The sequence below is a fragment of the Blastocatellia bacterium genome, from assembly GCA_035573895.1.
Taxonomy (GTDB): Bacteria; Acidobacteriota; Blastocatellia; order HR10; family HR10; genus DATLZR01.
Map to the genome: position 1 here is coordinate 1 of DATLZR010000131.1, position 12,316 is coordinate 12,316.

13 protein-coding genes are annotated in these 12,316 nt (G+C 57.5%); 6 read left to right on the plus strand and 7 right to left on the minus strand.

The features are described from left to right. The 3 genes from VNM72_11600 to VNM72_11610 all read right to left on the minus strand — a co-directional run. On the minus strand, window positions 1-594 hold a 594-nt coding region (locus VNM72_11600), incomplete at its 3' end, for a radical SAM protein (GenBank protein ID HXF06042.1). A 30-nt stretch (window positions 595-624) separates the two neighbouring features. Next, window positions 625-1,554: a UbiA-like polyprenyltransferase gene (locus VNM72_11605; protein HXF06043.1), complete on the minus strand. Its 930-nt coding sequence runs from the start codon at window positions 1,552-1,554 to the stop codon at window positions 625-627. Window positions 1,555-1,581: 27 nt separating this feature from the next. Beyond that, on the minus strand, window positions 1,582-2,238 hold the full coding sequence (locus VNM72_11610) for a flavin prenyltransferase UbiX (GenBank protein ID HXF06044.1): 657 nt from the start codon (window positions 2,236-2,238) through the stop codon (window positions 1,582-1,584). Between the two features lie 783 nt (window positions 2,239-3,021). On the opposite strand from VNM72_11610, the gene VNM72_11615 reads away from it, so the two are divergent. Then, window positions 3,022-3,744, plus strand: a complete 723-nt coding sequence (locus tag VNM72_11615; GenBank protein HXF06045.1) for an RDD family protein — start codon at window positions 3,022-3,024, stop codon at window positions 3,742-3,744. Between the two features lie 346 nt (window positions 3,745-4,090). Here the strand turns inward: VNM72_11615 and VNM72_11620 are convergent, their stop codons facing one another. Then, window positions 4,091-5,140 carry a PDZ domain-containing protein gene (locus tag VNM72_11620; GenBank protein HXF06046.1) on the minus strand — a complete coding sequence of 350 codons (1,050 nt, stop codon included), beginning with the start codon at window positions 5,138-5,140 and terminating at the stop codon, window positions 4,091-4,093. A 221-nt stretch (window positions 5,141-5,361) separates the two neighbouring features. After that, entirely contained in the window at window positions 5,362-6,453 is a 1,092-nt protein-coding gene (amrS, locus tag VNM72_11625; protein HXF06047.1) for an AmmeMemoRadiSam system radical SAM enzyme, read from the minus strand. Between the two features lie 124 nt (window positions 6,454-6,577). Between amrS and VNM72_11630 the strand changes: the two genes are divergently transcribed. From VNM72_11630 to VNM72_11650, 5 genes are all read left to right on the plus strand, one after another. After that, window positions 6,578-7,084 carry a hypothetical protein gene (locus tag VNM72_11630; protein HXF06048.1) on the plus strand — a complete coding sequence of 169 codons (507 nt, stop codon included), beginning with the start codon at window positions 6,578-6,580 and terminating at the stop codon, window positions 7,082-7,084. 3 nt (window positions 7,085-7,087) lie between these two features. Beyond that, window positions 7,088-8,104, plus strand: coding sequence for a glycosyltransferase family 9 protein (locus tag VNM72_11635; protein HXF06049.1), 1,017 nt, complete (start codon window positions 7,088-7,090; stop codon window positions 8,102-8,104). 119 nt (window positions 8,105-8,223) lie between these two features. Continuing rightward, complete coding sequence (locus VNM72_11640; protein HXF06050.1) at window positions 8,224-8,517, plus strand: hypothetical protein; 294 nt, start codon at window positions 8,224-8,226, stop codon at window positions 8,515-8,517. Window positions 8,518-8,538: 21 nt separating this feature from the next. Continuing rightward, a complete protein-coding gene (locus VNM72_11645; protein HXF06051.1) occupies window positions 8,539-9,786 on the plus strand; it encodes a multiheme c-type cytochrome in 1,248 nt (415 codons plus the stop codon). Between the two features lie 87 nt (window positions 9,787-9,873). After that, entirely contained in the window at window positions 9,874-10,329 is a 456-nt protein-coding gene (locus VNM72_11650) for a DUF721 domain-containing protein (GenBank protein ID HXF06052.1), read from the plus strand. Window positions 10,330-10,565: 236 nt separating this feature from the next. Here the strand turns inward: VNM72_11650 and VNM72_11655 are convergent, their stop codons facing one another. Continuing rightward, the gene (locus VNM72_11655) at window positions 10,566-11,375 is read right to left on the minus strand and encodes a molybdopterin-binding protein (GenBank protein ID HXF06053.1); all 810 of its coding nucleotides are present in this window, start codon (window positions 11,373-11,375) and stop codon (window positions 10,566-10,568) included. Between the two features lie 5 nt (window positions 11,376-11,380). Beyond that, window positions 11,381-12,277: a translation initiation factor eIF-2B gene (locus VNM72_11660; GenBank protein HXF06054.1), complete on the minus strand. Its 897-nt coding sequence runs from the start codon at window positions 12,275-12,277 to the stop codon at window positions 11,381-11,383. Window positions 12,278-12,316 lie beyond the last annotated feature (39 nt).

A 12,316-nucleotide genomic window follows, 5' to 3' on the forward strand; every position in this document is an offset into this window, starting at 1 on the left:
ACTGATTTTATGCGTGCAGATGATGTCGCGCACTCGTTTGGCAAAAATTTCGGCCCCCCCGCCGGGAACAGAATCCAGGCCGGCGTCCTTCAGTATCTCAATCGTTTCGTGGAGGGATTTGCCGGCGAGTTTCGCCAGATAGTCAATCTCCACACAGGTGAACGCTTTTAAATGAACCCCCGGAAAGTGATATTTGAGCGCCCGTAGCAGATCAACATAATACTGGAACGGAAGGTACGGATGGAGTCCGCCGACAATGTGAAATTCTTTCACCGCGTCGGTATACCCCCTGGCCGCTGTCTGAACCACCTCTTCGATGCTCATCGTCCAGCCACCGTCCTCTCCCACTTTGCGGGCAAAGGCGCACAACTGGCAGTCAACAAAGCACACGTTCGTGGGATTGATATGGCGGTTGATGATATAGTAGGCAGCATTGCCGTTTTTCTTCTCCCGCACGTAGTTGGCCAGATAGCCAAGTGTGAGAAGGTCGTTAGAGCGATAAAGAGCGACTCCATCGTCAAATGACAACCGCTCCCCCGCCATCACCTTTTCGACTATAGCAGCGAGCGGTGACGTGTAAAGATACTCTTCCATCCCCTGCGCCTCCTGAAGAGCTTTATCTGATTACCGGAGAAGGACATCGCCTCCCATCAAGATGAGCAAGATCACGCTCAACCACGCATTAGTGGTGAAAAAGGCTTCATTTACGCGGGACAGGTCGTTGGGTGCCACGAGCCTATGCTGACGGACGAGCAAGGCTGCGGTCACAGCCAGTCCCAGAAAACCGAGGACACGGAGACGGGCCAGAAGAAAGACGGCGACGAGGCTCAGAAAGGTGACCAGGTGGAGCCCGCGAGCCATCCAAAGAGCAGGGCCTATTCCCCATCGCGCGGGAAGGGAATAGAGTCCCACCTTGCGATCGAAGTCGACGTCCTGGCAGGCGTAGATAATGTCGAACCCTGCCACCCAGGTGAGGACCGCAAGACTCAAGAGGTAAGGGATAGGGTCGGACAGTGAGCCGCGCACGGCAATCCAGGCGGCGCTCGGCGCAATGCCCAGGCACCAGCCGAGAACCAGGTGAGACCACGTCGTGAATCGTTTGGTGTAGGAGTAGAACAAAACGCAGCCCAAGGCTACCGGCGATAGTTGCAGTGTCAACCGATTCAGTTGACTGGCGGCGAGAAAGAACAGCGCGGAAGCACCAGTGATAAAGAATCGGACAAATCTCAAACTGACGAGCCCCGCCGGGATCGCGCGTCGGCTCGTGCGGGGATTCCGTGCGTCGTAATCGCGATCAACGAGGCGATTGAATGCCATGGCGGCGCTCCGAGCCCCCACCATGGCCACGATGATCCAGAAAATCACCCGTGCCGGGGGAAGTCCGTCGGCCGCCAGGACCGCTCCCAGAAGCGCAAACGGCAACGCAAACAGCGTATGCTCGAATTTGATCATTTCCAGCGTCGTTCGCGTGCTCTCGAGCAGTCCTGCCATTAGCGACCGTCGTCCCCTTTCTCCGTCTGACGTGGGATCGCCCGCGATAAACCAGTGGCTCATTTGGGAGCGCATCTCTTGTTCCACTCGTCAACTCTTTGCGATGGGATGGGGAAAGACGTCTTGACGGGCGGTTCCCTGCCACACCGTTTCTTGAGAATGAGAAAGGCCAAGATGATCGAGAACCCGATACACGAAATGCTTGACGAGATCGTCAATCGTCTCCGGACGATGATAAAAGGCAGGCATCGCTGGAAGGATAATGGCTCCCAGCCGGGCCAGTTTCAACATATTCTCCAGATGGATGGCGCTCAGCGGCGCTTCCCGGACGACGAGGATTAGCCGGCGATTCTCTTTGAGCGTGACTTCCGCAGCTCGATGAATGAGATTGACGGCGATTCCATTGGCAACGGCCGCGAGCGTCCCGCCACTGCAGGGAATGATGACCATTGCGTCCACCGGATAGGAGCCACTCGCGATAGCCGCGCCGATATCGTCAATGGGGAAGGTGCGGACTTTCGTGGGAGAGAGTCCGAATGCGTGCACGAGGTCATCACTGAGCTGCGATGATCTAGCGATTCCAAGCTCCTCGGCGATGACTTGCCTCCCGCTCTCGCTCACGACGAGGTTAATTCGTTCGACCTCCGAGCACGCATCGAGTAATTGAAGGAGGCGAAGGGCGTAAATGGCGCCACTCGCACCCGTGATGGCAACAGTTATCGCCCGAGCACCCTCTTTTTGAGTCACGGCCCAAAATACTAGTGGTAGCTGAAGCGGTCTGTCAAGGAAGCGACAAACCGGCGGCACGACGCCAGTTGATCCTGCTCGTGCGAAGCTCACACCTATTGCTCAAGATGGCGTCTTTTTTCTGACGTCAAGTGAAAAAGTTGTTGCTCGTAGCGGTCATTTCTGCTACTATCAAAACGACAATTTGCAGAAAGTTCGAGTTCGGGATCGTGCTCTATGAAATGTCCACGTTGCGGCTTCGTGCAATCAGCAGCTCAGCAGACATGCCGATATTGCGGATCAAAGCTCTCTCCTTCGGTGCTCATCCCCTTCCCCAAAGTGCGTGGTGGTGCAGTGACGGAACAGGCTCCTACCCCCGCCGTACCGGAGTGGCGGGTGGAACTCCGTGAGCGTGTGCGAGCCATCCGGGCCCGTAAGGGATTACAGGTAAACCCTTCATCCGTTGAGCCGGGTCCAGCCCCATCGGTCCAAGCCCCTTCATCAGCGAAGAGGGAGCACGCCGATTCGGCTGTGCCTCAAAATCACCGGCCCGCTGATGGAAAAGAGCGTGGGCTCGCCGCCAGAGAGCAGGTTCCTGCGACGCCCAAAAGGTCGCTTATCGGAGATTCTCGAGAAGGGATTTCTCCGAGCAGACCGGTGCGCTCTTCCCCCGCACCCTCGCCCGAAACACTGACGGAACGACACCTGGATCGGGCGGAGGGATCGGCTTTGCTTGGGAGTATTCCCGCTTCAGTCAGGGCAGAGCCGACGTATGAACCTGGTAGCGCTCGGAGCGAAAGAGATTTGGCAGCACCCGCCACCATCTCAACGAAGGGAACACCACCCGGCCCGTTTGCGCCTGATACACAATCTATCCCTTCGGCCTCAGTACCTCCTATTGAGGTACGCACTCTGGCGGATGAAGATTGGCTGGAGGACGTCGCACTGGAACTCCCTGCAAGTCCTGAAGCTGATGCTGCCAGTTCTCCGGTAGCTGAGAGGGGTGCTCACGTCAAGGAGGAGGTACCGGCAGTTTCCCGGGAGATTGCTGATCCCGTCGGTCCAGCCGGTTTCTTTCGGCGCCTTTATGCCGGGCTTGTGGATGCGGGGGTCATTGCATTCGCCTGCCTGCCCTTTGTCTCTTGTGTTGAGCTGGCGCAAGGAAATCTGACTGATTGGAGGGTCCTCGCTCTTCTCGGGATCGTAGCAGCACTGGTGGGATTCATTTATCTCAGCTTGCTGCTGACGATGGGGGGACGTACCGTCGGGATGGCTGTGGCCGGACTGCTGGTCCTTGATGCCCGTACGATGGATCTCCCCTCATTCTTTCAAGTAGTGCTTCGCATGGTGGGATTACTTCTGGGGATCGCTTCGTTCGGTATCGGGCTGTTGTGGGCGATTGTTGATCGTGAGCGACGGACGTTTTCCGATCTCTTCTCTCGAACGGTCGTTCGACGCGTTTCAGAATCCGTCTATGACAGTCAACAGGTCCGTGCTCCCTGGCTCTATCGGCCGGGACGGCGATGACCTTCGGACGGACTACCGGTTGTAATACCGACGATTGAAGGTGACATGTCGCGGGAGGGTTCGTTGGGGTAATGACACCAATTGCGGATTGTGGAGGGGTGGATTTTGGATCTACAGGTTCCGATCCCGTAACCAGTAATGGGCAATTCATGAGGGTTTTTTAAAAGCCCGTTGGTATGGCATCCCCCGCTAATGGGCGAGCGAACCGTCATCCCTGGGCTCCCTGAAGGTCCCGTTAGTTTTACCCCTCTGACACCCAGGGGAGAGAGTATTTCCCCTGCTCGCTCAGGTCACGGATTGAAAGAGTCTGGGGCGGATGGACCCATCATAGGTCCATCCCCCCTGTTCAGAGAATTGTGCCACTTCCAGGCTGACGAAGGATGGGTCTCCAGCGACCGGGGCTGTAATAGAATTCTTGCTGCCATCGCATTTGATCCTGAAGCAGGTCGAGCTCTCGCCGGAATTCGTCCCGAAGCCGATCCATCTGTTCCCGATACTCACGCATCCACTGCCAGTACGATCGGAGCGCATCTTCGGCGAAGGTACCATGCCGTTCGGGAGGGAACCGAAACGTGTAGATTTCTTCTTCGGTTGCCGGAGATCGCGGGCGTGAGCTCGAGCGCCTTTCCAGGCGCACAGTGACGCTCTGTTGCTGCTTATTCCGGACGATCGTGAGCGTAACCTCTCCCTCACGCTGGGAGAGTTCGCGCGTCAGAGTGTACGGAGACGTGATCTCCTTCCCATCGAGGGCAGTAATTACGTCTCCCGCTTTGAGACCGGCCCGCTCCGCTGGGCTGTCGGGTGCCACGTAGGTGATGAGGACGCCACGACCATCGGGCACTCCGAAATACTCCCCGAGTTGTCTCGTCAAGCTCTGGACGGAAACGCCGAGACGCGCGTAGCTGCTCACGCGGAGTTCAATCCGTGGAATTCGGATTTCCGGCAGGGTGAGCGAGAAATCCGGGCCTTCCACGCGGAAAGGGAGGAAACGCAAAGCGGACTCCTGAGAGCCGATCGTTGCTTTGACATCCTGGCGCTTGCCGTCTCTAACGATGCGCAATGTCACCGTGCGTCCGGGAGGGGTCTCCCGCACGAGACGATTGAACTGAAGCGTTCCTTCCACCCGGATTCCGTTATACTCAATGATGACGTCGTTTTCTTTGAGCCCCGCCTTCGCTGCCGGGCTCTCAGGTTCGACGCGAGAAATGATGACCCCATATTCGCCAGGAAGATTGAACTCTTTTGCTTTCTCCGCCGTCACTTCATCAATATAAACACCGAGAAAGCCCGTCCGTCTGGATTCGCGACTTTGCGCCGGGTGCGACTGAGTCAGGGTTACCAGTGCGCCGGTGACGAGCAAGACACTGGCGCCTGTGATCAGCAAGGCTTTCCTCATTGTTTTTCCCTCCGCTCAACTGATTTCCATCCCCATACACGCCGACCTGATCGGTGGGTTCCAAAAACTCAAGCGGTCAATCCCAGGGATGAAGGGAATGCCGGCGCGAAGACTGGGGCCGGGGAATTCACCGGCAGCTTCTGGCAGTTGCCCGTCTTGTGCAAGATCGCTTATGGGTTCACTGGATCACTCAGAAAAAGATGAGGGGTCGTAACCCTCCGTCAATTCTCCGTACTCGCATGCTGAGTCCAGATGCCGGGAACCACGCGCCGACACCGGGGACAGCGGGAGCCATCGAGAGTCACCCGGAGAACGTGAAAACCGTACCGCTCCACAAGAAGCGTATTGCAGTCGGGGCAATAGGTATTCTCGAACGAGCTTACCTGCCCGGGGATATTTCCGGCATAGACGAAATGGAGCCCTTCACCGTAGCCGATTTCCGCGGCCCGAATGAGCGTGCTCGGCGGTGTATCGCTTGGATCGGTCATCTTGTAGTCCTTGTGGAAGGCCGTCACGTGCCAGGGGATGTCAGGCGACAAGGACCGGATGAATCGTGCAATGTCACGCAGCTCCCTATCACTATCGTTGAATCCGGGTACGATCAGCGTGACTATTTCCATCCAGAATCCGCGTTCGTAAACCATGCGACAGGTCTCGAGCACGCTTTGCAGGGTCCCACCCAGAGAACGATAGTTTCGATCACTGAAGGTCTTGAGGTCAATCTTGTACAGATCGGTCCAGGGACGTATGTAATCGAGGACTTCAGCCGTCGCATTCCCGTTGGACACATAACCGGTGAGAAAATTCTCCTTCTTTGCCTGTTTAAAGACCATGACGGCCCACTCGGAGGTGATGAGTGGTTCGTTGTAGCTACTGATGATGGATGCAGCTCGGTAACGTCGGCTCAGGGCAACGATCTCCTCGGCCGTTATCGGTTCGGGCATCGTGCCCGCCACTGGATCGCGGAGCGCCTGGGATGTCAACCAGTTCTGACAATAGGAGCAGTGGAGATCACACCCGAGCATTCCGAAGGTCATCGCGCGGCTGCCCGGCAGGACGTGAAAGAAAGGTTTTTTCTCGATGGGATCACAGTTGAGGGCGGCAACGTAGTTTGCCGGGACATAGAGTTTTCCTCCCTCGTTGTAGCGGACTTTGCAGATCCCCTCCAGTCCGGGCAGAATCAGACAGCGATGCCCGCAGGCGTAGCAGCGGACTTTCCCATCGGGCAATTTTTCATACAGCTCCCCTTCGACGGCGTATCTTTTCAGGACGCTCTCGAGGGTAACGATTTGAACGGGCTTTTGTCGCGCCATTACTGCCTCCTTGTTCTCTATTATGGCATACTGGTCTGCCCGCCCAAAATGGATCGGGCGGCAAAGGCACAGGCCCGGCAACCTGTATTGACAGTCTCTGATCAAGGGGACTAGGATTGGGGGCGTGAGCCGACGAGGAGCGGAACGCAAAGACGGAGATGCCGTTGTTCAACGCATTCGGGAGGCACTGGGGCAAGAGTGGATTCCTGCGTTGTATGAACGGGAGATCCTGACGCGGCGCACGCGGCGATATGTTTTGAATGCCCCGGGTCCGGGCAGTCGGGTCGAGATCACGCATACACTTCTGGGGATTGAACTGAAGATCGGGCGGCGGCGGATTCTGGTTCCCGATCTGGCCACGGCCCGGTATCTCGCTGTGTTCGCCCGAATCGGGATTGGCGCAGTCGCCATCCCCTATGACATCACGGTGATCTCCTCCCTGGCTGACCGGCTGGAAAGTTCGTTTCAACGCACGATGCTTCTGGCCGATCACTTCAGTGCTGGAGGCAGTCGTCACCGCGCCGCCCGGTTGAAATCGCGTCTGCTCTCCGACATCCGGGCTGCCCTGGCGCGGTTGGGGGCAGGTGCTCGCTATCCCACATTTGACTTGATTGCGACGCGACGACCTTAACCTATGTACAGCGGAGGGAACGTAGCAGCCCCTGCGCGGATTCTCGTGTTGAATCTCGGGCCGCTCAGTCACGCTGTCTTCATGCTCCCGGCGTTGAAAGCTCTGCGCGAGCGGTTTCCTGCGGCGGAGGTGACGGTAGCAGCCACCAGGATGAGCTGCGAACTTTTGGCCCTGACACCGTTCCCTTCGAACATGGTGGCCATTGAACGATGGGAGCCGGGAAAGCTTTATCTCCCCTGGATGGCCTATCGCGCGGTGAAGTTTGTTCACGAGATCGGGAGCCGGAGCTACGACGCGATTATTGATTTCCACGTGAGTCTAGGAAGGAGTTTTGTACTGTGGTGGCTGGCAAACCGGCAGCGGTTCCCGATAGGGCCTCCCTCGGGCCTGTGGGAGATCTTGATCCGTCAGTTGCGGGAAAAGCCGAACCCTCACAAGCATTTCGTTGATCGGTTTCTTGACCAGCTCAAGCCGCTTGGCATCAAAGCAACTGATCGTGTTCCGCGCTTGAGCACAGATCCTTCAAGTGACGTCCGCGCCGGCGAGATTCTCAAGAGTAAGCGCGTTGAGCGGGGTGAAATCCTCATCGGTCTCGACCCTTTCCCGGAAGCAGGAGCACCGTTTCGGCCGAGCGATTTTTACGCCGACCTAGCCCGGCGACTGGTGAATACCTTTGAAGTGAGGCCCCTGCTTGTGGGGACGAGGAGAACTCTGTCAGCCGTGCTATCGCGTTTCCCTCGACAGACTCTCGCGCTCAGACTGAACGCTCTCAGCGAGATCGTGTCGGTCCTGGCACGGCTCACGCTCATGATTTCGGAAGATTCGGCGTACGGGCATATCGCCGCTGCGTTGGGAGTTCCCACGATCATGATCGGCTGCCCGATCACCCGGAAGCCACTTGGTGAGCAGCACCAGTTCATCAATCCGTTTGGCTCGCCAACGGTCACCGTCGGGGACATCTTCTCAATGGCCGTGGAAATGCTCCGACACATGCGTACGACTGCACTGTTTGAACGGTAGGTAAGTTGTTCTCCCTGTAGCGACTTTGCTATGCTTGAGGCCGTCGTGAGAGAAAAGGAGCGCGGTTTCTCGCGTCCAGGCTGGAAGGCCTGTGACACAGTGTGTGAGGAGGAGACATCATGAGTCGAATGTTTGTTCTCGGGCTTGTTTTGTTCGCAGTTGGCGGGATTGCCATCGGGTTGATCCACCGATCCTCTTCCTCGTCCAAACCATCTGTTCACATGGAGTCCGACTCGTCTCAGCAGCCGCCGGTGTCTCAAACCCAGCAACCGCCCAGGGACATCTTCGAACTGGAACGCGCCCGAAATGCGCCGTTGCCGGGACTGGAGGCGCGGCTGGGGACGGACGACGGTTTTGTGGCCGCGATCTTTTACGGGGGCGATACCCTGGGCAGTCTGGAAGTTTGCGGCTGACCGAAAAATCCGTTGGGCGGCGTGGCACGTCGCCAGGGATACATTGTGCATTTCAAGAACCGCTTTCGTGGCGCTGCCATAGCGCATCTTGATACGGGCTACTTCTTCAGCGATCGTCTTGATTTCAATACCCGAAAGTTAGCTCGAGACGCTGCTGTCGGAAACGAGTGGGTCATTCGTGCGTATGATCATATCGGTGTGGATGCCGTCAATGTGTCATATCATGATTTACCTCAGATGGCAAACTGTTTCTCATCGGCGGAATTTAAACGACACGCCTCGACGACGCCGGTAGTTCAGCGCTTCGTCTCAGCCAACGTTCGAGCCAGAAGTGGCCGGCACCAGAGTCCGCGTCCCTTCCTCATCAAAGAGCTTGTCGGGGAGCGCCTTGGGGCTCGGCCCCTGCGCCTCGGCATCGTGGGATTGACGGAGAAGGGGAATGCCTCTGACCCGACGTTTGTGATTGACGATCCGCTCCAGGCTGCGCGTCGCGTGATTCCTCAAGTGCGACCGCGGGTTGATCTCGTGGTGGTGATGGCCTACATGCAGCCTGAGGCCATCGAACAGCTCGTCCGGGAGAATCCTCAAATTGATATCGTCATTGCTGATCTGGGACGGCCTCAGGTTTACCCTCCCCGGACGATAGGAAAGACGTTTATCGCCTACACCTATTACCAGACAAAGTTACTCGGGGAACTGCGCCTGTACCGCGACGGACAAACGGGTAAAATCCGATTCAGCCATCGGGCCGTCGAACTTGATCGCGTGATTCCCGATGATCCCTCCACCGAACAACTCCGGGTGGAGGCCCGAAAGGAAATTGCTGCCATGCAGGAGCTAATTGTCCGGCAACTCCTCAGCGAACGACGGCGGGACAGGAGTTCGACGCGGGATGCTGTTGGCCCGACCTACGTGGGATCACAAACTTGTCAGCCCTGTCATGAAGCAGCTCACCGGGTGTGGGCACGATCCGGGCACGCCCGGGCCTACGCCACACTGCAAAAAGTCAAGCGGGAAAATGATCCGCAGTGCGTCATCTGTCACGTCACGGGGTGGGGTGAGCCGTCGGGATTTGTCAGTCTGGCCTCCACACCACTGCTGAAAGATGTTCATTGTGAGTCCTGCCATGGACCGGGATCGGAACATGTGGCTCGTCCGGCGCGCGGGTATGGTCATACGGTCATGCCTGCTGGGTGCGTCTCCTGTCACACGCGAGAAAATAGCCCCGATTTCGAGCTTGTCAGCTACTGGGCGAGGATCAAGCATTGATCAGAACACGGGTTCCCTTTCGTCGGGCTACGCCGAGGGGAGGGACTCATCGAGAACGAAGAGGAACGAAAGGCCTCCAGCTCGCTCATGGAAGAAATTCTCGATCTGCTGCCTACAATCCTGCGACAGATAGGCTATCAGGAAGCGGTCTGCGAGAAAGCCGTATGTGCCGCCTGGAACCGAATCGTTGGGGATGTGGTGTCGGCCAATGCCGTGCCCTTCCGGCTTTATGAGGGACGTCTCATCGTTTTGACAAGCGATGCCACGTGGAAGAAACAGCTCGAGGCAATATCGCCGGAAATTCTTTACAAAATGAATCGGTTGCTCGGGGCCGATATCGTCAAATTCATCGAATATCGGATTGATCCCTACTACACTCGAGGTCAACGACACCAGGAGTTGGAGATTCGATTCCGTCGTCTGGACGAGATCATCCGCGACCTCGAACCCCTCGTCCGGGACCTTGCCGATGCGGAGCTTCGGGCGGCCTTCCTTCGCGCGGCTAGTAAGTGCATTGAGAGAATCGAAGGGGAGTCCGAATGAATCACTATCTTCTGGTTCTTCGGTGTGGGCTTCACGGTACACGGATGTTTCGATTTTTTGTGGGTGATGCGGTCACTCCACGAAAAGTTCGCCGAAGAGTCCCCGCTGATGTGCACGGAGGGACAATGCTCCCCTCGTTCCTCTCGGTCCGTTGCGGCGAGATTTCTCATGCTCTCAGGGCATCCTCCCGCTCTATACGAAAGGAGGAACGGACGCCTCAACCCATCGAGATTCGCTCACGATGGGGAATAACCAATCCCCGCCTGAGAGAGCAGTTCGATCAGACGAGCCATTGCATCGTCCAGCCGCGCTTCGACGCTGGGAACATCTGGTCCCGTCGTGGACAGTGTGATGCGGAAGCGAACATCTGGTCCGAATTCGCGGGCGCGCGACTTGATGTACACGTCGGGGAAGGCTGAAGTCGCATTCCGGAGAACCGGTGCAAGGATCGTCTCGTCCCGGCATAGGGCGTAAATCTCGCGTTGGCGAAAAACCTGGCGAAAGAGCTGGTGCCAGAGCGGCTGGAGAGGTCCGGTCACAATACCTTTCATCTCCGCGGGAACACCGGGGAGATTGATCAAAATCGTCTGGTCCGTTCGCGTAATGACAGCAGGGGCTGCACCCACAGGGTTCTCGACAGGTTCGCTCCCTTGGGGCAGGCAGGCCATCTTGATCCGGCTGTCAGTCAGGGCGGCGTCGGCGACGTATCCCGCTTCGGCCAGGGCCGTATATTTCCTCCGCACCAGGTCCCGTGCGGCATCGTTGATGACAAGGGGCCTCTGGAGTGCCTCGGACACCGCTTCGAGAGTGAGATCGTCGTCTGTCGGACCGAGCCCTCCCGTCGTGAGGATCAGGTCGGGTTTCCGTTCGAGTGCCTGGCGAAGTTCCCGTGCGATCACCTGTCGGTCGTCGGGCAGAAGGACGGCCCGCTCGACGCGTCCTCCGGAACCGGTGACGAACTGGCACAGCCACTGCGTGTTGGTGTCTAACGTATCACCCAGAAGAAGCTCGTTTCCGATGGCCATGATCTCAACTCTGACCGTCATTGCGCTTACTCCCCGTAGCGGTGAAGATTTTCGATTACTTCGGTTGGGGTCATCCCACCAGATTCCGTGATCACGGTGGTTACAAGGCAAAGGGGTGTCAATTCGAAATACTGATTCCACACACGTAGTCCCACAGGGGCATCGGCCCACACCTCAGCGGGCGGCCGCTCATGGTTGAGGTCAAGCGCCGGGAGATTCGAGGGACGGAATTTAGAGCTGTCAGCGAGGACGACTACCGAAACGCCCATTTCCTGCGCTGCGAGCGCGATCATTCGTGTGCCGATCTTATTGACGACTCCGCTTTCGCACACCGTATCTGCCCCGACGAGGACAAGATCAGCCGTTGGTATCCATCGCGCAGCCGCTGCATCCACAATCAGTGTCGTGGGGATACCAGTGCGGTGGAGGTGAGCAGCGAGGGTTCGTCCTTCGAGTTGGGGACGCGACTCGGTAGCGATAACCGAAAGGCTCCTGCCGGACGCTTGGGCCCGGAGCAGTGCCGTCAAGACGGTTTCACTGAAGGAATGTGTGAGAATGGTCGCGGCCTGCGGAATCGCGGCGACAAAGTGGCTGGCGATCTGTCCGGGGCTCTCTCGAAGGTGACTGACGAAGTCGTCCAGTGCGCGCAGCGCATTCTTTTGCGCCGCCTCGATGGAGACGCCGGATTGGATGGCGCGGGTGACGCTCCTGACGAGATGGAAGAGGGGAGTCATACTGGGCTGCGACTGAATGATTTTCGATCCCCACTGTGTGAGATCCTTGACGAAATCATCTAGAGTCAAAGCAACAGAGCGAGTGATTACGTCCCTGAGTAACTCCGCGGCACGACGGCTAATCTCCGTCGCACCCGATGTAGTGTCTCGAGCTAGACCCTCCAGTCTTTGTTCGGGGGAAAGTTCCATAGGTCGAACCTGCCCGGGCTCGGTCTTTCGTCAGGAGGC

Coding starts and splice junctions, on each gene's coding strand:
- VNM72_11650 (HXF06052.1), top strand. CDS start 9,874: ATGGAAGAAATTCTCGATCTGCTGCCTACAATCCTGCGACAGATAGGC.
- VNM72_11640 (HXF06050.1), top strand. CDS start 8,224: ATGAGTCGAATGTTTGTTCTCGGGCTTGTTTTGTTCGCAGTTGGCGGG.
- VNM72_11660 (HXF06054.1), bottom strand. CDS start 12,277: ATGGAACTTTCCCCCGAACAAAGACTGGAGGGTCTAGCTCGAGACACT.
- VNM72_11605 (HXF06043.1), bottom strand. CDS start 1,554: ATGAGCCACTGGTTTATCGCGGGCGATCCCACGTCAGACGGAGAAAGG.
- amrS (HXF06047.1), bottom strand. CDS start 6,453: ATGGCGCGACAAAAGCCCGTTCAAATCGTTACCCTCGAGAGCGTCCTG.
- VNM72_11620 (HXF06046.1), bottom strand. CDS start 5,140: ATGAGGAAAGCCTTGCTGATCACAGGCGCCAGTGTCTTGCTCGTCACC.
- VNM72_11655 (HXF06053.1), bottom strand. CDS start 11,375: ATGACGGTCAGAGTTGAGATCATGGCCATCGGAAACGAGCTTCTTCTG.
- VNM72_11635 (HXF06049.1), top strand. CDS start 7,088: ATGTACAGCGGAGGGAACGTAGCAGCCCCTGCGCGGATTCTCGTGTTG.